The 18,070-nt window shown below is 66.7% G+C and carries 22 protein-coding genes; 16 read left to right on the plus strand and 6 right to left on the minus strand.

Translation table 11 applies throughout. The features are described from left to right. Positions 1-52 precede the first annotated feature (52 nt). Together ASE31_RS11815 and ASE31_RS11820 are read left to right on the plus strand one after the other, a co-directional pair. A complete protein-coding gene (locus ASE31_RS11815; protein ID WP_057202490.1) occupies positions 53-517 on the plus strand; it encodes a MaoC family dehydratase in 465 nt (154 codons plus the stop codon). Between the two features lie 62 nt (positions 518-579). Further along, entirely contained in the window at positions 580-1,521 is a 942-nt protein-coding gene (locus ASE31_RS11820; protein ID WP_057201830.1) for a LysR family transcriptional regulator, read from the plus strand. On the opposite strand, the gene ASE31_RS11825 is transcribed toward ASE31_RS11820, so the two are convergent. Further along, positions 1,509-2,027 carry a tRNA (cytidine(34)-2'-O)-methyltransferase gene (locus ASE31_RS11825; RefSeq protein WP_057201831.1) on the minus strand — a complete coding sequence of 173 codons (519 nt, stop codon included), beginning with the start codon at positions 2,025-2,027 and terminating at the stop codon, positions 1,509-1,511. The two genes, ASE31_RS11820 and ASE31_RS11825, sit on opposite strands and share 13 nt — an antisense overlap. Positions 2,028-2,079: 52 nt before the next feature. After that, positions 2,080-2,844: a ComF family protein gene (locus tag ASE31_RS11830; RefSeq protein ID WP_057201832.1), complete on the minus strand. Its 765-nt coding sequence runs from the start codon at positions 2,842-2,844 to the stop codon at positions 2,080-2,082. 55 nt (positions 2,845-2,899) lie between these two features. On the opposite strand from ASE31_RS11830, the gene ASE31_RS11835 reads away from it, so the two are divergent. The 8 genes from ASE31_RS11835 (at position 2,900) to ASE31_RS11865 (ending at position 9,288) form a co-directional block, all read left to right on the plus strand. Further along, complete coding sequence (locus ASE31_RS11835; RefSeq protein ID WP_057202492.1) at positions 2,900-3,808, plus strand: class I SAM-dependent methyltransferase; 909 nt, start codon at positions 2,900-2,902, stop codon at positions 3,806-3,808. A gap of 89 nt (positions 3,809-3,897) precedes the next feature. Beyond that, positions 3,898-4,434 carry a DUF2244 domain-containing protein gene (locus ASE31_RS11840; protein ID WP_218885854.1) on the plus strand — a complete coding sequence of 179 codons (537 nt, stop codon included), beginning with the start codon at positions 3,898-3,900 and terminating at the stop codon, positions 4,432-4,434. A 60-nt stretch (positions 4,435-4,494) separates the two neighbouring features. Continuing rightward, positions 4,495-5,664 (plus strand): cytochrome c oxidase subunit II, encoded by a 1,170-nt coding sequence (gene coxB, locus ASE31_RS11845; RefSeq protein WP_057201834.1) that lies wholly within the window; start codon positions 4,495-4,497, stop codon positions 5,662-5,664. Positions 5,665-5,694: 30 nt separating this feature from the next. Next, the gene (gene ctaD, locus ASE31_RS11850) at positions 5,695-7,329 is read left to right on the plus strand and encodes a cytochrome c oxidase subunit I (protein WP_057201835.1); all 1,635 of its coding nucleotides are present in this window, start codon (positions 5,695-5,697) and stop codon (positions 7,327-7,329) included. An 11-nt stretch (positions 7,330-7,340) separates the two neighbouring features. Next, positions 7,341-7,454 (plus strand): cytochrome oxidase small assembly protein, encoded by a 114-nt coding sequence (locus tag ASE31_RS32560; protein WP_218885856.1) that lies wholly within the window; start codon positions 7,341-7,343, stop codon positions 7,452-7,454. Positions 7,455-7,478: 24 nt separating this feature from the next. Then, a complete protein-coding gene (locus tag ASE31_RS11855) occupies positions 7,479-8,108 on the plus strand; it encodes a cytochrome c oxidase assembly protein (protein WP_057201836.1) in 630 nt (209 codons plus the stop codon). Further along, the gene (locus tag ASE31_RS11860) at positions 8,105-8,344 is read left to right on the plus strand and encodes a DUF2970 domain-containing protein (protein ID WP_057201837.1); all 240 of its coding nucleotides are present in this window, start codon (positions 8,105-8,107) and stop codon (positions 8,342-8,344) included. Before ASE31_RS11855 ends, ASE31_RS11860 begins: the two co-directional genes overlap by 4 nt. A 62-nt stretch (positions 8,345-8,406) precedes the next feature. Next, on the plus strand, positions 8,407-9,288 hold the full coding sequence (locus tag ASE31_RS11865) for a cytochrome c oxidase subunit 3 (protein WP_057201838.1): 882 nt from the start codon (positions 8,407-8,409) through the stop codon (positions 9,286-9,288). A gap of 89 nt (positions 9,289-9,377) precedes the next feature. Here the strand turns inward: ASE31_RS11865 and ASE31_RS11870 are convergent, their stop codons facing one another. Then, on the minus strand, positions 9,378-9,611 hold the full coding sequence (locus ASE31_RS11870) for a twin transmembrane helix small protein (RefSeq protein WP_057201839.1): 234 nt from the start codon (positions 9,609-9,611) through the stop codon (positions 9,378-9,380). 15 nt (positions 9,612-9,626) lie between these two features. Between ASE31_RS11870 and ASE31_RS11875 the strand changes: the two genes are divergently transcribed. The 5 genes from ASE31_RS11875 to ASE31_RS11895 are packed head-to-tail and all read left to right on the plus strand — an operon-like array spanning position 9,627 to position 13,791. Further along, a complete protein-coding gene (locus ASE31_RS11875) occupies positions 9,627-10,394 on the plus strand; it encodes an SURF1 family protein (RefSeq protein ID WP_057201840.1) in 768 nt (255 codons plus the stop codon). After that, complete coding sequence (locus tag ASE31_RS11880) at positions 10,336-11,088, plus strand: hypothetical protein (RefSeq protein ID WP_057201841.1); 753 nt, start codon at positions 10,336-10,338, stop codon at positions 11,086-11,088. Before ASE31_RS11875 ends, ASE31_RS11880 begins: the two co-directional genes overlap by 59 nt. Further along, positions 11,085-12,275 (plus strand): heme A synthase, encoded by a 1,191-nt coding sequence (locus tag ASE31_RS11885; RefSeq protein ID WP_057201842.1) that lies wholly within the window; start codon positions 11,085-11,087, stop codon positions 12,273-12,275. Before ASE31_RS11880 ends, ASE31_RS11885 begins: the two co-directional genes overlap by 4 nt. Further along, the gene (gene cyoE, locus ASE31_RS11890) at positions 12,272-13,171 is read left to right on the plus strand and encodes a heme o synthase (protein WP_057201843.1); all 900 of its coding nucleotides are present in this window, start codon (positions 12,272-12,274) and stop codon (positions 13,169-13,171) included. Before ASE31_RS11885 ends, cyoE begins: the two co-directional genes overlap by 4 nt. 44 nt (positions 13,172-13,215) lie before the next feature. Further along, the gene (locus tag ASE31_RS11895) at positions 13,216-13,791 is read left to right on the plus strand and encodes an SCO family protein (RefSeq protein ID WP_235514420.1); all 576 of its coding nucleotides are present in this window, start codon (positions 13,216-13,218) and stop codon (positions 13,789-13,791) included. A gap of 66 nt (positions 13,792-13,857) precedes the next feature. On the opposite strand, the gene ASE31_RS11900 is transcribed toward ASE31_RS11895, so the two are convergent. From ASE31_RS11900 to ASE31_RS11910, 3 genes are all read right to left on the minus strand, one after another. Then, entirely contained in the window at positions 13,858-14,922 is a 1,065-nt protein-coding gene (locus ASE31_RS11900) for a tripartite tricarboxylate transporter substrate binding protein (RefSeq protein ID WP_057201845.1), read from the minus strand. Between the two features lie 132 nt (positions 14,923-15,054). Next, positions 15,055-15,996 (minus strand): RNA polymerase sigma factor RpoH, encoded by a 942-nt coding sequence (gene rpoH / locus ASE31_RS11905; protein WP_057201846.1) that lies wholly within the window; start codon positions 15,994-15,996, stop codon positions 15,055-15,057. 284 nt (positions 15,997-16,280) lie between these two features. Then, on the minus strand, positions 16,281-17,246 hold the full coding sequence (locus ASE31_RS11910; protein ID WP_057201847.1) for a GlxA family transcriptional regulator: 966 nt from the start codon (positions 17,244-17,246) through the stop codon (positions 16,281-16,283). A gap of 97 nt (positions 17,247-17,343) precedes the next feature. Between ASE31_RS11910 and ASE31_RS11915 the strand changes: the two genes are divergently transcribed. Continuing rightward, positions 17,344-17,982, plus strand: a complete 639-nt coding sequence (locus ASE31_RS11915; protein WP_057201848.1) for a cysteine hydrolase family protein — start codon at positions 17,344-17,346, stop codon at positions 17,980-17,982. The last annotated feature ends 88 nt before the right edge of the window (positions 17,983-18,070 follow it).

Raw genomic sequence — 18,070 nt, forward strand, 5'->3', positions numbered from 1 at the left:
ACCTGTCACCCGGCCGACAAGGCGGGCTGTGGCGCAGCGCTACATTGGTGCCATGAAAATCTTCCGCTCCTACTCCGAAGTCAGCGCCTGCGTGGGCCAGGAGGTCGCCGTGACCGACTGGATCACCATCACGCAGGAACAGGTCAACCTGTTTGCCGAAGCCACGGGCGACCACCAGTGGATCCATGTGGACCCCGAGCGTGCCAAGGCCGGGCCCTTCGGCGCGCCGATTGCGCATGGCTTTCTCACGCTGTCGCTGATTCCGCGCTTCTTCGAGTCGGGCATTGCCATCGAGGGCGCGCGCATGGGCGTCAACTATGGCCTGAACAAGGTGCGGTTCACCTCGCCGGTGCCGGTGGGCAGCCGCGTGCGGGCACGCCTGACCCTGCAGGCCGCAGAGCCGCTGGCGCCGGACGGCATGCAGATGACCTGGCTGGTGACCGTGGAGCGCGAGGGTGGCGACAAGCCCGTGTGCGTGGCCGAGTCGCTGGCCCGCAACTACGGCGCCAAGCCTTGAGGGCAGGGCGCCCGGCGCCCTTTCACCCGGCGCTCTTTCACATTTGGCAGGAGGGCTGAACGATGGACCGCCTGCAAGCCATGAAAGTCTTCGACCGCGTGGTCGACGAGGGCGGCTTTGCCGCCGCCGCCCGCGCGCTCGACATGTCGCCCCCCGTGGTCACGCGCATGGTGGCCGAGCTGGAGCAGCACCTGGGCACGCGGCTGCTGCAGCGCACCACGCGCAAGGTGGCGCTCACCGATGCCGGCGAGGTCTACCTGCAGCGGGTGCGCAGCATCCTCAACGAGATCGACGATGCCGAAGCCGAGGCCGTGGCCAGCACGCGCGACCTGCGCGGCACCATCCGCATCGTGGCGCCGCCGGTGCTCACCACCAACTTCCTCGCGCCGCTGACGGCGCTGTGGCATGCGCGCTACCCCAAGTTGATGCTGGACATCAGCGTGGATTCGCTGGCCCTGCGCCGCATCGACGAGTTCGACGTGACCATCATGGTGGCGGGCGAGGACTTCGATGCCAACATCGTGGCCCGCGCCCTCCTGCATGGCGAGGCCATCGTCGTGGCGTCGCCCGAGTACCTGGCGCGCAAGGGTGTGCCCCAGGTGCCGATGGACCTGCTGCAGCACGAGTACCTGCGCGATACGGGCGCACCCGCACGCTCGGAAATGGGCGGCGGGCGCAAGCTGCGCCTGTACCCGGCCACGGGCGATGCGCCCTCGCAGGAGGTGGATGCGCCGCCGGTGCTGCAGTCGGACAGCAATGGCGTGCTGCTGCGCGCGGCCATCGATGGCGCGGGCGTGGCGGTCACCGCGCGCCTGTTGATCGAGGAGCAATTGGCCAGCGGCGAGCTGGTGCATGTGCTGCCCGAGTGGATCGTTTCGCGCTACACGGTGTATGCCGCGCTGCCCTCGGGTCGCATGCTGCCCGCGCGCACCAAGGTGTTCCTGGACTTCATGTCCGAGCAAGGGCCCCAGGCCATTGCGGACCAAAGGTATCACCCCGGCTGAAGCTGCGCCAGTTCGCTTGGAGAGGGGGCGGCTACAGCGCCAGCGGCGCCGAAGCTGTTCTGGCGCCAGGCCTCGAACACCGACACCGCCACCGCGTTCGACAGGTTCAGGCTGCGCTGCCCGGCGATCATGGGCAGGCGCAGCCGCTGTGCGGGAGGGAAGGTCTCGCGCAGTTCGGGCGGCAGGCCGCGCGTCTCGGCGCCGAACACCAGCCAGTCGCCCGGCAGAAAGCAGTTGTCGAACAGGTCCTGCGATCCATGCGTGGTCATGGCGAACATGCGCGCCGGGTCGGGCTGCGCATCGCGCAGGAAGGCCGTCCAGCCCGCATGGCGCAGCACGGCCGTGTACTCGTGGTAGTCCAGCCCGGCGCGGCGCATCAGCCGGTCTTCCATGGAAAAGCCCAGCGGCTCGATGAGGTGCAGGGTGCACCCCGTGTTGGCCGCCAGCCGGATCACGTTGCCGGTGTTGGGCGGAATCTCGGGCTCGACCAGGACGATATGGAACATGGGCGGTATTTTGCTGCGAACCTGGTCCTTTGCGGCCGGGTTTTGTAACAAATCATGGGAGGCTTGCGGTGTGGTCCCGGTGCGGTTCCGTGCGGGCGAACACCAGGGCGCTGATGGATGCCACGCCCGCCTCGCGCAACGTGGTGGCGGCGGCATGCAAGGTGGCGCCGGTGGTCATCACATCGTCGATGAGCACGATGCGCTGGCCCCGCAGGCCGGCGGCCCGGGCGGGCTCCACGGCAAAGGCGCCGCGCAGGTTGCGCAGCCGCTCGGCGCGCGTCAGTTGCGCCTGGTGTACCTTGGTATCGCCCGCCTGCAGCCGCAGCAGTATGGCGGGGTGTGCCTTGTGGGGTGACAACTGCCGGGCCAGCAGCAGGGCCTGGTTGAAGCCCCGCTCCCGCAACCGCTCGGGCGACAAGGGAATGGGCAGCACCAGGTCGGCCGCGTCGAGTGCCTGCGCCAGCCCAGGGCTGCCGCGCATCAGCGCTGCCAGTGTGGCGGCCCAGCCGGGGTCGGCGCGGAACTTGAAATCGGCCAGCACGCCGGACCAGGGGTAGGCGTAGTCCACGGCGGCGAGGCAGCGCTCGAAGACCGGTGGCGCGCGCAGGCAGGCGCCGCACACCGTGACACCCTCGGGCACACGCAGGGCACAGTGGGTGCAGCGCGACACCGGCTGGGCGAAGCGGGCCGTACAGGCCTTGCACACGCGCGTGGCAGGCCAGGCATGACAGACGGCGCACTGGCTGGGCAGGGCGCCGGCCAGCGCCCTGAGCCTGCGCCCCACCCCCGATAGCCCTGTGAACGCCTTGAACTGCATGAGTCAATATACTCGTTGGGCCCCCGGTTCCTGCGTGGGGCCCGGTTCCTACGACATGCCCACAGAGCGCCCCCCCACGATCGATCCCCTTGCTGCTGCCCGCTGGCATGCCGCCGCGCCTGCCATGGCCCCCTGGCTCCACGAAGAGGTGGCCCGCCGCATGGAGGACCGCCTGCAGTGGATACGCCAGGCCCCCGCGTCCTGGTGCCACTGGGATCCTGTGCGCGGCGGCCTGCAGGGCCATGCGCTGGTGAGTGCCCGCTATCCCAAGGCCGCCTGCCAGGTGGCCGAGACCGCTGCGCACTGCGTGCCGGTGGCCGAGCAGGCGCTGGCCCGGCCCTGGTGGAGCCCGGCACGCTGGAGCGGCCCGGCGCCGCAGTTCGGCCTGCCGCCCGATGCCAGCGTGCAGATGCTCTGGGCCAACATGGCGCTGCACACGGCGGCCGACCCGCAGGCCCTCATCGGCCAGTGGCACCGCGCGCTGGCGACCGACGGCTACCTGATGTTCTCCTGCCTGGGGCCCGACACCGCGCGCGAGCTGCACGGCGTGTATGCCGCGATGGGCTGGCCGCCGGCCGGCCATGCCTTCACCGACATGCACGACTGGGGCGACATGCTGGTGCACGCCGGCTTTGCCGAGCCGGTGATGGACATGGAGCGCATCACGCTCACCTTCGCCACGCCCGAGCGCCTGCTGCAGGAGCTGCGTGAGCTTGGCTGCAACCTGCACCCTGACCGCTTTGGCGCCTTGCGCGGGCGCTGCTGGCGCGAGCGCCTGCATGCTGCGCTGGTGGAGCACCTGGCCGACCCTGCGCAGAACGGACAGTTGGCACTGACTTTCGAGATCATCTACGGCCATGCCTTCAAACCTGCGCCGCGCCTGAAAATGAGCGCCAGCAGTGCCGTTTCGCTGCAGGACATGCGGGCCATGCTGGCCACAGGTACAGGTAGAAGTACCGGGTAGGCTCGTGTCAATGACATGGAACAAGGCACGCTACAATTCAGGGTTATTGGGATTTCGGGCATCTTCCCGCGCAACGTAGCGGGCTGCGCATGCCGCGCCAGTGGCTTTTCTGGTGTGGTCTGCAGCCGGCAGTCTTGTGGGCACCTCCGGTGACAGGCTTGGTTTTTCGTTTTGCCACTGTCTCGGGTCAGCGCATCGATTGGCGCCTGGCCCGCAACTGCTCGGTCACCCCCGCGCAGATGGGCTGGATGTACCTGTCGCTGTGTTCGGTTTCACTGGGCATTGCAACGTTCTTCTGGATGCTCGGGGCCCGTCTGGTCATGCCCTTCGCATGGCTGGAGATGGTGGTGGTTGGGTTGGCATTCGCCATGTACGGACGTCATGCGGCCGATGGCGAGAGGATTTCACTGCAGGGCTCGCGCCTGGTGGTGGAGTTGGAGACAGCAGGCAAGCTCGAGCGCGCCGAATTCGACCGGAGCTGGGTTCGCGTGGAACCCAAGACCGGCGACCGGTCGTTGATCACCTTGTCTGCACAGGGCCGATCGGTGGAAGTGGGGCGCTACGTGCGCCCCGAGCTTCGGCCGGCCCTGGCATCGGAGATACGCATGGCCTTGCGCGCAGCCTGACCCCACGCAGGCGCGCCAGCAGGGATTGGTTAATTTGAGGCTTAGAAGTAAATGAGAACTATGAAGAGCATTTCCAACAAGCTGGCTTCTCTGCTCCTGATCGCCGGTGCATGGGTGGGCGGCGTGGCCCATGCCGTTCAAGACCTGCCTGGCGGTCCCGCAGTCAACCAGCTCAATCTGCACCCCCCTGTCACCAGGATTGCAGAGGAGCAGCATTTCCTGCACTGGATGATGCTGGTCATCTGCACGGTGATCTTCGTAGCCGTCTTCGCCGTGATGTTCTATTCCATCTGGAAGCATCGCAAGTCCAAAGGCGCCAAGGCGGCCAATTTCCATGAGTCCGTGACCGTGGAGGTGGTCTGGACCATCATCCCCTTCATCATCGTGATCCTCATGGCGCTGCCCGCCACCAAGGTGCTGGTGGCCCAGAAGGACACGACCAATGCCGACCTGACCATCAAGACCACGGGCTACCAGTGGAAGTGGGGCTACGACTACATCACCGGCGAGGGTGAGGGCCTGGCCTTCATCTCCACGCTGGACAGCAGCCACCGCGTGATGTCCGACAGCGGCAACGTCAAGGACGCGCCCGCCGACTACCTGCTCAAGGTGGACAACCCGATGGTGGTGCCGGTCAACAAGAAGATCCGCATCATCACCACCGCCAACGATGTGATCCACGCCTTCATGGTGCCCGCCTTCGGCATCAAGCAGGATGCGATCCCCGGCTTCGTGCGTGACACCTGGTTTCGCGCCGAGAAGATTGGCGACTACTACGGCCAGTGCGCCGAGCTGTGCGGCAAGGAGCACGCCTACATGCCCATCCATGTGAAGGTCGTGTCCGCCGAGGACTACACCACCTGGGTGGCTGCCCAGAAGAAGAAGGCCGCCGCCAAGCTTGACGACCCGACCAAGGTCTGGACGCTGGAAGACATCACCAAGCGTGGCGAGAAGGTCTACGCGGCCAACTGCGCCGCCTGCCACCAGGCCAACGGCAAGGGTGCCGGCCCTATCAAGCCCCTGGACGGCTCGGCCATCGTGCTCGACACCGACCATGCCAAGCAGATCCAGATCCTGCTCAAGGGCGCGGCCAACGGCGCCATGCCTTCGTGGGCGCAACTGAGCGACACGGACATCGCCGCCGTGGTCAGCTACACCAAGAACAACTGGTCCAACAAGACCGGTCAGCTGGTGCAGCCTGCTGAAGTCCTGGCCCAGCGTGGCAAGTAATCACCGCCCCATCGCATTGAGGAATACAAAATGAGCGCAGTTCTCGACGACAAGCATGGGCACGCAGGCGACCACGCACACGACGACCATGGCCACCACGGCCCCACCGGCTGGCGCCGCTGGGTGTACGCCACCAACCACAAGGACATCGGTACCCTGTACCTGCTGTTCGCCTTCACCATGCTCATGGTCGGCGGCGTCCTGGCCCTCTTGATCCGCGCCGAGCTGTTCCAGCCCGGCCTGCAGCTGGTGAACCCCGAGCTGTTCAACCAGCTGACCACCATGCACGGCCTGATCATGGTGTTCGGCGCCATCATGCCGGCCTTCGTGGGCTTCGCGAACTGGATGATCCCGCTGCAGATCGGCGCATCCGACATGGCCTTCGCGCGCATGAACAACTTCAGCTTCTGGCTGATGATCCCGGCAGCGCTGATGCTGGTGAGTTCGTTCTTCATGCCCGGCGGCGCCCCTGCTGCCGGCTGGACGCTGTACGCACCGCTGACCCTGCAGATGGGCCCCTCCATGGATGCCGGCATCTTCGCCATGCACATCCTGGGCGCCTCGTCCATCATGGGCTCGATCAACATCATCGTCACCATCCTGAACATGCGCGCCCCCGGCATGACGCTGATGAAGATGCCCATGTTCGCCTGGACCTGGCTGATCACCGCCTACCTGCTGATCGCCGTGATGCCCGTGCTGGCCGGCGCCATCACCATGACGCTGACGGACCGCCACTTCGGCACCAGCTTCTTCAACCCCGCCGGCGGCGGCGACCCGGTGATGTATCAGCACATCTTCTGGTTCTTCGGCCACCCCGAGGTGTACATCATGATCTTGCCGGCCTTCGGCATCGTCAGCCAGATCGTGCCCGCCTTCGCGCGCAAGAAGCTGTTCGGCTACGCCTCCATGGTGTATGCCACCTCGTCCATCGCCATCCTGTCGTTCATCGTGTGGGCCCACCACATGTTCACGACCGGCATGCCCGTGACCGGCCAGTTGTTCTTCATGTACGCCACCATGCTGATCTCGGTGCCCACGGCCGTGAAGATCTTCAACTGGATCGCCACCATGTGGCGCGGCTCCATGACGTTCGAGACCCCCATGCTGTTCGCCGTGGGTTTCATCTTCGTGTTCACCATGGGTGGTTTCACCGGCCTGATCCTGGCCATGGCGCCCATCGACATCCAGCTGCAGGACACCTACTACGTGGTGGCCCACTTCCACTACGTGCTGGTGGCCGGCTCGCTGTTCTCGATGTTCGCAGGCGTGTACTACTGGCTGCCCAAGTGGACCGGCCACATGTACTCCGAAACGCGCGGCCAGATCCACTTCTGGGGCTCGCTGATCACCTTCAACGTGACCTTCTTCCCGATGCACTTCCTGGGCCTGGCCGGCATGCCCCGCCGCTATGCCGACTACCCCATGCAGTTTGCCGACTTCAACGCCATCGCTTCGGTGGGCGCCTTCGGCTTCGGGCTGATGCAGGTGTACTTCTTCCTGGCCGTGGTGCTGCCTGCCATGATGGGCAAGGGCCCTGCTGCCCCCGCCAAGCCATGGGACGGCGCCGAGGGCCTGGAATGGGAAGTGCCATCGCCCGCACCGTTCCACACCTTCGAGACCCCACCCAAGCTGGACGCCACGGCAACCCGCGTGATCGGCTGAACACCATGCCCATGACCCCCGAACAAAAGAAGAGCAACCTGCGCCTGGGCCTGATCCTGGCCTCCGTGGCTGCGGTGTTCTTCATCGGGTTCATGGTCAAGATGGTCCTCCTGTCCTCGCGCTGAAGAGAAGACACAGGGCTCCATGCCATGAACCTTCGCCACGAAAACGCCAAGATGGTGGGCAAGCTGCTGGTGATTGCGGCCGGCATGTTCGCCTTTGGCTACGTGCTGATCCCCATCTACAAGCACATCTGCGAGATGACGGGGATCAACATCCTGTCGCTGTCCGAGCGCCAGGTGCCCGGCAACGGCGTGGCCGGCAAGGACGTGAAGGTGCCCGCCAACACGCAAGTGGACAAGAGCCGCACCATCACCGTCGAATTCGACGCCAATTCGCGCGGGCCGTGGGACTTCAAGCCCGCGCAGCGCTCGGTGCAGGTGCACCCCGGCGAGCTGACGACGGTGATGTACGAGTTCCAGAACGTGCAGAACCGCCGCATGGCCGCCCAGGCCATCCCCAGCTACGCACCGCGCCAGGCGGCAGCGCACTTCAACAAGCTGGAGTGCTTCTGCTTCAACCAGTATGTGCTGGAGCCCGGCGAGAAGAAGGAATGGCCCGTGGCCTTCGTGATCGACCCGCGCCTGTCCAAGGACGTCACGACGATCACGCTGTCCTACACCTTCTTCGAGGTGGGTGGCAAGACGCCTGCGGCGCCCGAATCCACGGCTGCAGCGCCCGCGCTGCAGCACCCTGCCGTCGAAGGAGCCGGATCATGACCGACAAGCCTCTACCGCACCCCGCTGAGCCCGTGGCACCCTCGCCGGTGCAGCGCAAGGGTTCGCTGCTGCGCACCATCCGTGCGGTGGCCTGGTCGTTCATCGGGCTGCGCAAGGGCAGCGAATATGCGCAGGACGTCGAGAAGCTCAACCCGGTGCACATCATCGTGGTCGGGCTGGTGGCGGTGTTCCTGCTGGTGATTTCATTGATCACGCTGGTGAACGTCATCGTCTGACGCTGCCAGCCAAGTGTTTCCGCGATTACGATAACAAAAGATTTTGAGATTCAGGAGCTGAAATGAGTGCATCGACCCACGGAACGACCCCGTACTACTACGTGCCCGCCGAGTCGCGCCACCCGGTGATGGCGGCCATCGGCCTGTTCTTCGTGATACTGGGCGCGGGCCAGTGGATCAACGGCCACGACTGGGGCAAGTACTCCCTGCTGCTGGGCATGGTTTGGTGGCTGTTCGTGCTGTACCAGTGGTTCGGCGACGCCATCCGCGAAAGCCAGGGCGGCCTGTACGGCCACAAGATCGACCTGTCGTACCGCTGGAGCATGAGCTGGTTCATCTTCTCCGAAGTGATGTTCTTCGGCGCCTTCTTCTCGGCCCTGTGGTGGGCGCGCGCGCACTCGGTGCCGGCCCTGGGCAGCCTGGACAACGCGCTGCTGTGGCCCGACTTCAAGGCCGTGTGGCCCAGCCTTGCCGCTGGCGTCACGGCATCGCCCGCCGGCATCGTCGAGCCCTTCCAGACCGTGGGCCCCTTCTGGCTGCCCACCATCAACACCGCGCTGCTGCTGACCTCGGGCGTGACGCTGACCATCGCCCACCACGCCCTGCGCGAAAACCACCGCGGCAAGACCATCGCCTTCATGTGGGCCACGGTATTGCTGGGCTTCGTCTTCCTGTGCGTGCAGGGCTACGAGTACTACCACCTGTACACCGACCTGAACCTGAAGCTCAGCTCCGGCGTGTTCGGCTCCACCTTCTTCATGCTGACCGGGTTCCACGGCTTCCACGTGTTCCTGGGCATGCTGATGCTGCTGTTCATCACCCTGCGCCTGCAAAAGGGCCATTTCACCCCCGAAAAGCACTTCGGCTTCGAAGGCGCCGCCTGGTACTGGCACTTCGTGGACGTGGTCTGGCTCGGCCTGTACGTTCTGGTCTACTGGATGTAATCCGGCGCGGCCTCCAAAGAAAAAAGCGCCGCGAGGCGCTTTTTTTGTGCCGGCCGAAGCCCGCGAAGGCGTTCCGTTCCGTCGGGGCTTCAGCGCGAGGCGGCAGGCAGGCCGGTGGGCTGGATATAGCCCAGTTGCCATGCGACGAGAATGCACAGGAACAGCGCGATGGAAAGCCCCACCCGTATGGCCAGCGCCCACGCCATGCGGTGGCCCTTGGCCTTGTCGGCGCCGGCATCCTTGCCGCCACGCATCATGAAGAACAGGGCCGAGGCCAGGCTGGCCAGAATGGCGATGAAGGCCAGCACAACGAGGTATTTCATGGAGCACATTATCCTGTGACAAGCACGCGACGCGACCTGGGCCCGCTTTTCTGGCTGATTCTGATCGCGGCCCTGGCCTCCATGCTGGCCACGGCCTCGCTCGGGCGCTGGCAACTGGCGCGCGCCGCCGAGAAGGAGGCGCTGCAGGCCCGCATTGACGAGCGCACGCGCCAGCCGGCCATCGACGGCCGCTCGCTGCTGGCCCCGGCCGGGCCCGAGGCGCAGCAAGCGCTGGTACACCGCTCCGTCGCGCTGCAAGGCCGCTGGCTGCCCCAGCACACGGTGTACCTGGACAACCGGCAGATGCAGGGCCGCCCCGGCTTCTTCGTGCTCACCCCCTTGCAACTGGTCGATTCCAATGCGGTGGTGCTGGTGCAGCGCGGCTGGGCGCCACGCAATTTCCAGGACCGCATGCAGCTGCCGCCAGTGCAGACACCGGATGGCACGGTGCAGGTCGCGGGCCGCGTAGCGCTGCCGCCTTCGCGCCTGTACGAGTTCGAGGGCGGCGATAGCGCCAAGGGGTCTTCCCGCATCCGGCAAAATCTCGACCTGGCTGCCTTTCGGGCAGAGACGGGCCTGGCGCTGGCGCCCCTCACGGTCTTGCAGACCGGGGATGCTGCGGAAGGGCTGTCGCGCGACTGGCCCGTCATCGGCGCGGGCGTCGACAAACACTACGGTTACGCATTTCAATGGTTCGGGCTCTGCGGCCTGATTGCACTTCTCTATGTCTGGTTCCAAATCGTCCGACGCTTCATTCGCCCACGCAGCCAGCCAGGCACCTGAGCAGCACAGCAACGGCGGGGCCCACCCGCTGGGCCTTACCGTGCACAGCCTGCCCGAGGCGCGCGATGCCGTGGCCGGCACGCAGCGCACCCGCCATGGCCGGCTGAAGATGCTGGGCGTGCTGCTGATCTGCGCGGCGCCCGTGGTCGCCTCGTACTTCACCTACTACGTCATCCGCCCCGAGGGCCGCCGCGTCTACGGTGAACTGGTCAACCCCCAGCGCCCCATGCCCGAGCTGGTGGGCACCGCGCTGGACGGCAAGCCCGCGCTCCTGGCCTCGCTCAAGGGCCAATGGCTGCTGGTGAGCGTGGCCGGCGGCGACTGCAACGACGCCTGCCAGAAGCACCTGTACCTGCAGCGCCAGCTGCGCGAAACCCTGGGCAAGGAAAAGGACCGCGTGGAATGGGTCTGGCTCGTCAACGATGCCGCCCTGCCGCCCCCGCTGCTGGCCCCGGCCCTGCAGCAGGCCACCGTGCTGCGCCTGCCCCCCGAGGGCGTAGCCGCCTGGCTGGCCCCCGCTGAAGGCCATGCGCTGCAGGACCACCTCTACGTGGTCGACCCCATGGGCAACTGGATGATGCGCTTTCCCGCTGCGATGGACAGCAGCGGCGCGGCCAAGGCCAAGCGCGACCTGGATCGCCTGCTGCGCGCTTCTTCGTCGTGGGATGAGGCCGGCCGGCCCGCCAAGCCATGACCGACGCACAGCCCCTGTACGACCTGGCGCCGCTGGCCCGGCTCATGCTGCTGGGCGTGCTCATCGCGCTCGGCCCGCTGGTCTGGGTCTGGCTGCGCAACCGCAACAGCACGCCGCTCAAGCGCCTGCAGGCGCTCACCGTGCTCACGCTGTTCCTCACCTTCGACCTGGTGCTGTTCGGCGCCTTCACCCGGCTCACCGATTCGGGCCTGGGCTGCCCCGACTGGCCGGGCTGCTACGGCAACGCCAGCCCGGTGGGCGCGCACGCCGACATCGCGGCCGCGCAGGACGCCATGCCCACGGGCCCGGTCACCCACGGCAAGGCCTGGGTGGAGATGGTGCACCGCTACCTGGCCACGGGCGTGGGCGTGCTCATCATCGTGATCACCGTGTCCTCCTGGGTGCAGCGCCGCCAGGCCTGGCGGCAAGGTGTTGCCGAGCCACCCATCAGCCCCTGGTGGCCCACCTTCACGCTGTTCTGGGTGTGCCTGCAGGGCGCGTTCGGGGCGCTCACGGTCACCATGAAGCTCTTCCCGGCCATCGTCACCCTGCACCTCATCGGCGGCCTGGTGCTGCTGGCCCTGCTGTGCGTGCAGGCCGTGCGCCATGCCCACTGGGCGCAGGGCAGGGTGGCCGAGCGCATCGCGCCCGCGCTGCGCCGGGGCCTGGTGTGGGCCACCGTGCTGGTCACCGTGCAGATCGTGCTGGGCGGCTGGGTCAGCACCAACTACGCCGTACTGGCGTGCACCAGCTTCCCCACCTGCCAGGGCAGTTGGTGGCCGGCCATGGACTTTGCCCAGGGCTTCCAGGTCTGGCGCCAGCTGGGCCTGCTGCAGGACGGCAGCCACATCAGCTTTGCCGGCCTCACGGCCATCCATTACGTGCACCGGCTGATGGCCTATGTGGTGCTGGCCGCGCTGCTGGCGTTGGTCTGGCGCCTCTACAAGGCAGCCGTGCTACCGGTACAGGCGCGCTGGCTGCTGGCGCTGGCGCTGGCACAGCTGGCCACCGGCTTGTCGAACGTGGTGCTCGGCTGGCCCCTGCTGGCCGCCGTGCTGCACACCGGCGGTGCGGCCGCCATGGTGGTGGTGCTGACCTGGGCGCTGGCGGCCAGCCGCGCAGCCACCGCACCGCAACGAGACGAAACCCCAGCGCCTTCGCGCGCATCGAGAAGAGTGTCCGCATGAGTGTCGCCCCCGCCCTTTCCTCGCCGCCCTCGCGCGTGGCCCAGTTCTATGCCCTCACCAAGCCGCGCGTGGTGCAGCTCATCGTGTTCTGCGCGCTCATCGGCATGGTGCTGGCCGTGCCCGGCATGCCCACCGCGCCGCAGTTCGGCCTGATGGTGATCGCCTGCGTGGGCGTGTGGCTGGTGGCCGGTGCCGCTGCCGCGTTCAACTGCATCGTCGAGCAAGGCATCGACGCCAAGATGAAGCGCACGGCCTGGCGCCCCACCGCCAAGGGCGAGCTGTCCAATTCGCAGACCCTGCTGTTCTCTGCCGTGCTGTGCGCCGCCGGCTCGGCCCTGCTGTACTTTGCGGTGAACCCGCTGACCATGTGGCTCACCTTCGCCACCTTTGTCGGCTACGCCGTGGTCTACACCGTCATCCTCAAACCGCTCACGCCGCAGAACATCGTGATCGGCGGGGCCTCGGGCGCCATGCCGCCGGTGCTGGGCTGGTCGTCGATGACGGGCGACGTGGGCCCCGAGGCGCTGATCCTGTTCCTCATCATCTTTTTGTGGACGCCGCCGCACTTCTGGGCCCTGGCGCTGTACCGGGTCGAGGACTACCGCAAGTCAGGCCTGCCCATGCTGCCTGTGACGCACGGCAACGAGTTCACGCGGCTGCAGGTGTTTCTCTACACGCTGATCCTGTTCGCCGGCTGCCTGATGCCCTTCATCTACGGCATGAGCTCGTGGATCTACCTGGTGGCGGCTGTGGTGCTCTCCGCGGGCTTCTGCGGCTATGGCTTCGCGCTGTGGCGCAACTACTCGGACGCGCTGGCGCGCAAGACCTTCCGCTTTTCCCTCATCCACCTGAGCGTGCTTTTCGCCGCGCTGCTGGTGGACCACTACGTGCTTTGAACGGCCACACCATGCACAAACGACATGCTCTCCGAATGATCGCCATGGGCGCAACCGCGCTCGCCGGCAGTGCGCTGCTGGGTGCCTGCTCCGAAAAGAAGCTGGAGTTCCGTGGCGTGGACGTCACCGGCGCCGACTACGCCCGCGACCTGCCGCTGACCGACCACAACGGCCAGGCACGCAGCCTCAAGGACTTTGCGGGCAAGGTGGTGGTGGTGTTCTTCGGTTTCACCCAGTGCCCCGACGTCTGCCCGACCTCCATGCAGGAGCTGGCCGAAGTCAAGAAGGCCCTGGGCAAGGACGGCGAGCGCCTGCAGGGCATTTTCGTCACCGTGGACCCGGACCGCGACACCCCCGAGGTGCTCAAGGCCTACATGGCCAACTTCGACCCCACCTTCCTCGCGCTTCGCGGCACGCCCGAACAACTGGCCGCCGTGGCCAAGGACTTCAAGATCTACTACAAGAAGGTCGAGGGCAAGACCCCCACCAGCTACAGCATGGACCATTCGGCCGGCAGCTACATCTACGACCCGGCCGGGCGCCTGCGCATCTACAGCCGCTATGGCAGCGGCGCCCAGGCCCTGACCGAGGATGTGCGCGCGCTGCTGAGCGCCGCCTGAACGCACCCACAAAAAAGCCCTCCGTCGCCGTTGCAGGCGTGGGGAGGGCCGTTGGGGCCGGTGGGCTTATTCCGCCTTGATCCCGCGCATGGCGATCACGCCGCCCAGCAGGTTGGTGTCCGCCTTGATGCGGTTGGCCAGGCCCTCGGGTGAAGTGCCCACCACCTGCCAGCCCTGCTGGAACAGCTTGCTGCGCACGTCGGGGCTGCGCGCGATCTCGCTGATCAGTGCCGCCACCTTGGCCTGGATGGGCTTGGGCATGGTGACCGGGGCGGCGAAGGCGTTCCAGATTTCCAGGTTGTAGTTGGTGATGCCGGCCTCTGCCAGGCTCGGCACGTCGGGCACCAGCGGGCTGCGGCCGGCGGAGGTGACGCCAATGGCGCGCAGCTTGCCCGCCTTGATCTGGGCCTGGGCCAGGGCCGGCGGCAGCAGCGCCATCTGCAGCTGGCCACCCAGCATGGCCGTGGCCACCTGGGGGTAGCCAGGGTAGGGCACATGCACGGGGTTGATGTTGCTGCGCGACTTGAGCAGTTCGGTGCCGATGTGGCCCACGGTGCCCACGCCGGGGGTGCCATAGCTCCACTTGTCGCCGCCGTTGCGCGCGGCCACGAAGAACTCGCGCGCATCGGCCGTGGCCGGCACGCCGGGCTGGCTCACGGGCGCGGTCAGCACCAGGGGCGAGGTGCCGATCAGGCTCAACGGTGCCAGGTCCTTGATGGGGTCGTAGGGCACGGCGGGGTTGAGCATCTTGGCGATGGTCATGTTGCCGTTGATCATCAGGCCGATGGTGTGGTCGTCGCGCGCCTTGGCCACGGCGTCGGCGCCGATGTTGCCACCCGCACCCACCTTGTTCTCGACGATCACCGGTTGGCCCAGCGCCTTGGACAGGGGCTCGGCGATGGTGCGCGCCGTGAGGTCGGGCGACGAGCCCGCCGGGAAGCCGACGATGATGCGCACCGGCTTGGTCGGCCAGGCCAGGGGGGCTGCCGCTGCTGCTGGCGCGGCGCCGACAGGTTTGGCTGCCGGGGCTTTTTGCGGGGTCTGTTGGGCGATGGCCCAGGGCGACGACAGGGCGGCGAGCGCGAGCGCCAGGGCGGCACGGCGGGGAACAACAGGGCGTGACAAGAGCATCTCCTTGGAATTTATCTTCCGGAGGCTGAGACACTGCAAAAGAAAAGGGCCCCGACGGGGCCCTTTCTCGAAGGTACTTCAGCCGCGAAGCAGCGATGTTAACGCGGCCTCTGTGCCAAAGCGTGGCGCTGCTTATGCGTATTCGGCCAACGTCTTCTTCATCTTCTTCATCGCCGCGACCTCGATCTGGCGGATGCGCTCGGCGCTTACGCCGTACACGGCTGCCAGTTCGTGCAGCGTCATGCCGCCCGAACCATCGTCGTTCACCTTGAGCCAGCGCTCTTCCACGATGCGGCGGCTGCGCTCGTCCAGGCTGGACAGGGCGGTGGCGATGCCATCGGTGGCCAGGGAATCGCGCTGGCGCGACTCGATCATGGCCGTGGGTTCGTGCGCGGCATCGGCCAGGTAGGCGATGGGGCCGAAGGCCTGCTCGCCGTCATCCGAAGGGGCCGGGTCGAGCAGCACGTCACCGCCCGACATGCGGGTTTCCATCTCGATGACTTCCTCGCGCTTGACGTTCAGCTGCTGCGCGACCGAGTCGATTTCGCTCTCGGAGAGGGTGTCGCGGTGCGTCGCAGCGTCGGCAGCGGCCGCGTCGGCCTTGAAACCCTGCTTCATGGACCGCAGATTGAAGAACAGCTTGCGCTGGGCCTTGGTGGTCGCCACCTTGACCATGCGCCAGTTCTTGAGGATGTACTCGTGGATCTCGGCCTTGATCCAGTGCATGGCGTAGCTCACCAAGCGCACGCCCTGGTCGGGATCGAAGCGCTTGACGGCCTTCATCAGGCCCACGTTGCCTTCCTGGATCAGGTCGCCATGCGGCAGGCCATAGCCCAGGTACTGGCGCGAGATGGAGACCACCAGGCGCAGGTGCGACATCACCAGCCGGCCGGCGGCGTCCAGATCGTTGTTGTCCTTGAGCGCGCGTGCATAGGACTGCTCTTCCTCGTGGGTGAGCAGGGGCAGGCGGTTGACGGCCGAAATATAGGCGTCCAGGTTGCCCAGCGGGGGCACCAGCGCCCACGGGTTTGCGGGCGCCAAAGTCGTCGTAGCGGTTCCAGATTGAATGTTCATTCCGGGAATCCTTTCCTCTAAGGCATGATATTAGCACTCTCTTGGAGTGAGTGCTAAGGCCGAAATTCCCCCTGCTTTTTCTGGGTGCTTTGGCAGGGATTTCGATGCCCTGACCGTCTCTGGGCGGGGGCCAGGTACTGGCTGTCCCTTGATCCGACCTTTGCACTTGCCAATGAGTCTAGGCGGGTCGATTCGTGTCACCTGTAGGAGCCGAGGCCGGACGATTGTGGTGAACCAGAGGCTGATGGCGCTCGCTACCCAGCCGTTCCCGCGGCTCCCCACCCTCAGGTCGTGCGGAACTGCCTGCGGTACGCCAGGGGGGAGACCTTCATGGCCGCAGCAAAATGCTGGCGCAGCGAGGCCGGGGTGCCAAAGCCTGCCTGGTCGGCCACCGCGTCGATGGATTCCTCGGTGGTCTCCAGCAGGCGCTGGGCCAGGGCCAGGCGCTGGTGCAGTAGCCACTGGCCGACGGTGGTGCCCATGGCCTCGCGGAAATTGCGGGTGAAGCTCCGGCGACTCATGAGGGCGCGCTGTGCCAGGGCGTCCAGGTCGTGCGGCTGCTGCAGGTTCTGCAGCATCCAATCGACCACGGGACTCAGGCGGTCGCGTTCGGGCGCGGCGCGCACCGGGGTCTCTATGTACTGTGCCTGGCCACCCTGGCGGTGCGGGGCCACGACCATGCGGCGGGCTGCTCGGTTGGCCGCATCCGCACCGTGGCGCATACGCAGCAGGTGCAGGCAGCAGTCGATGCCGGCAGCGGTGCCTGCGGACGTGAGCACGTCGCCGTGGTCCACGTACAGCACCTCGGGCTGCAGCACCACCTGCGGGTAGCGCTCGGCAAATCTCCCGGCCAGGTACCAGTGGGTGGTGGCCGTACGCCCCTCCAGCAGGCCCGCCTCGGCCAGCACGAAGGCCCCCAGGCACAGGCCCACGATGGTGGCGCCGCGGCGGTGGGCACGGCGCAGCGCGTCCAGCAACTCTAGGGGTGCCGCCCGGGTGTCGTCGAACCACGAGGGCACGACGATGATCTGCGCCCGGCGCAGTATCTCGAGCCCATGCGCGACATGGATCGCAAAGCCCGCGTTGGTGCGCAGCGCGCCGGGCACCGCGGCGCAGACCGAGAGCGCGAAGCGGTGGCGGCGGTCCTCGTCGCGGTCCTCACCGAAGACCAGGCAGGGCACCGACAGGTGGAAGGGGCTGATGCCGTCGAAGGCGACCACGGCGACGGTTTCGGGCTGGCGGGCGATCATGGCCCGATTCTATCGATGATTGGCATTCGGGCCGCTATCGGCCAGGCGTGTCGCTGCCTAAGATCCAATCCATCGCAACCCAATGGAAACACCGACCATGTCCAACCCACCCCGCCGCGCCCTCATCGTCATCGATGTGCAGAACGAATACTTCGAAGGCGGCCTGCTGCCCATCGAATACCCGCCCGTGGCGCAAAGCCTGCCCAACATCCTGCGCGCTATGGACGAGGCCCATGCGGCCGGCGTGAGTGTGGTGGTCGTGCAGCACCATGCGCCCAAGGGCGCGCCGGTGTTCCAGGCCGATGCGCACAATGGCCAGCTGCACTCCGAAGTGGCGCGCCGCCACCGCGACCACCTGATCACCAAGGCCACGCCCAGCGCGTTCACGGGCACCGACCTGGCGCAGTGGGTCGCCGACAACGGTATCGACACGCTCAGCATTGCCGGCTACATGACGCACAACTGCGATGCGTCCACCACCTTCGAGGCCATGCACCGCGGGCTGGCGGTGGAGTTCCTGTCGGACGCCACAGGCGCGTTGCCGTACGAGAACGCGGCCGGCTACGCCAGCGCCGAGGAGATCCACCGGGTCTTCAGCGTCGTCTTCCAGAGCAATTTCGCAGCGGTGGCCAGCACCGAGGGCTGGCTGGCTGCGGTGCGCGATGGGCAGGCCCTGGCCAAGGACAATGTAGTGGTGTCGAACCAGCGCGGCCGTGCACGCGCAGCCCGCGCCTAAGAGGCTGAGAATATTTCGTCCATGTCCGCCTTGCACGCCAAAACACCCCGGCTCGTCGTTGCAAATGCTCGCCATAGCCCGAGCTATG

The organism is Acidovorax sp. Root217 (assembly GCF_001428645.1).
In the GTDB taxonomy this organism is placed as follows: Bacteria; Pseudomonadota; Gammaproteobacteria; order Burkholderiales; family Burkholderiaceae_C; genus Acidovorax.

What these genes read in the sequence shown, in the direction of transcription:
- ASE31_RS11855 (WP_057201836.1), top strand. Translation starts at nt 7,479, where the DNA reads ATGAACCTTCGCCACGAAAACGCCAAGATGGTGGGCAAGCTGCTGGTG.
- ASE31_RS11910 (WP_057201847.1), bottom strand. Translation starts at nt 17,246, where the DNA reads ATGATCGCCCGCCAGCCCGAAACCGTCGCCGTGGTCGCCTTCGACGGC.
- ASE31_RS11830 (WP_057201832.1), bottom strand. Translation starts at nt 2,844, where the DNA reads ATGCAGTTCAAGGCGTTCACAGGGCTATCGGGGGTGGGGCGCAGGCTC.
- ASE31_RS11820 (WP_057201830.1), top strand. Translation starts at nt 580, where the DNA reads ATGGACCGCCTGCAAGCCATGAAAGTCTTCGACCGCGTGGTCGACGAG.
- ctaD (WP_057201835.1), top strand. Translation starts at nt 5,695, where the DNA reads ATGAGCGCAGTTCTCGACGACAAGCATGGGCACGCAGGCGACCACGCA.
- ASE31_RS11900 (WP_057201845.1), bottom strand. Translation starts at nt 14,922, where the DNA reads ATGCTCTTGTCACGCCCTGTTGTTCCCCGCCGTGCCGCCCTGGCGCTC.
- ASE31_RS11835 (WP_057202492.1), top strand. Translation starts at nt 2,900, where the DNA reads ATGCCCACAGAGCGCCCCCCCACGATCGATCCCCTTGCTGCTGCCCGC.
- ASE31_RS11865 (WP_057201838.1), top strand. Translation starts at nt 8,407, where the DNA reads ATGAGTGCATCGACCCACGGAACGACCCCGTACTACTACGTGCCCGCC.
- ASE31_RS11840 (WP_218885854.1), top strand. Translation starts at nt 3,898, where the DNA reads ATGCCGCGCCAGTGGCTTTTCTGGTGTGGTCTGCAGCCGGCAGTCTTG.
- ASE31_RS11825 (WP_057201831.1), bottom strand. Translation starts at nt 2,027, where the DNA reads ATGTTCCATATCGTCCTGGTCGAGCCCGAGATTCCGCCCAACACCGGC.
- ASE31_RS11895 (WP_235514420.1), top strand. Translation starts at nt 13,216, where the DNA reads ATGGGCGCAACCGCGCTCGCCGGCAGTGCGCTGCTGGGTGCCTGCTCC.
- rpoH (WP_057201846.1), bottom strand. Translation starts at nt 15,996, where the DNA reads ATGAACATTCAATCTGGAACCGCTACGACGACTTTGGCGCCCGCAAAC.
- ASE31_RS32560 (WP_218885856.1), top strand. Translation starts at nt 7,341, where the DNA reads ATGACCCCCGAACAAAAGAAGAGCAACCTGCGCCTGGGCCTGATCCTG.
- cyoE (WP_057201843.1), top strand. Translation starts at nt 12,272, where the DNA reads ATGAGTGTCGCCCCCGCCCTTTCCTCGCCGCCCTCGCGCGTGGCCCAG.
- ASE31_RS11860 (WP_057201837.1), top strand. Translation starts at nt 8,105, where the DNA reads ATGACCGACAAGCCTCTACCGCACCCCGCTGAGCCCGTGGCACCCTCG.
- ASE31_RS11815 (WP_057202490.1), top strand. Translation starts at nt 53, where the DNA reads ATGAAAATCTTCCGCTCCTACTCCGAAGTCAGCGCCTGCGTGGGCCAG.
- ASE31_RS11885 (WP_057201842.1), top strand. Translation starts at nt 11,085, where the DNA reads ATGACCGACGCACAGCCCCTGTACGACCTGGCGCCGCTGGCCCGGCTC.
- ASE31_RS11870 (WP_057201839.1), bottom strand. Translation starts at nt 9,611, where the DNA reads ATGAAATACCTCGTTGTGCTGGCCTTCATCGCCATTCTGGCCAGCCTG.
- coxB (WP_057201834.1), top strand. Translation starts at nt 4,495, where the DNA reads ATGAAGAGCATTTCCAACAAGCTGGCTTCTCTGCTCCTGATCGCCGGT.
- ASE31_RS11880 (WP_057201841.1), top strand. Translation starts at nt 10,336, where the DNA reads ATGTCTGGTTCCAAATCGTCCGACGCTTCATTCGCCCACGCAGCCAGC.
- ASE31_RS11915 (WP_057201848.1), top strand. Translation starts at nt 17,344, where the DNA reads ATGTCCAACCCACCCCGCCGCGCCCTCATCGTCATCGATGTGCAGAAC.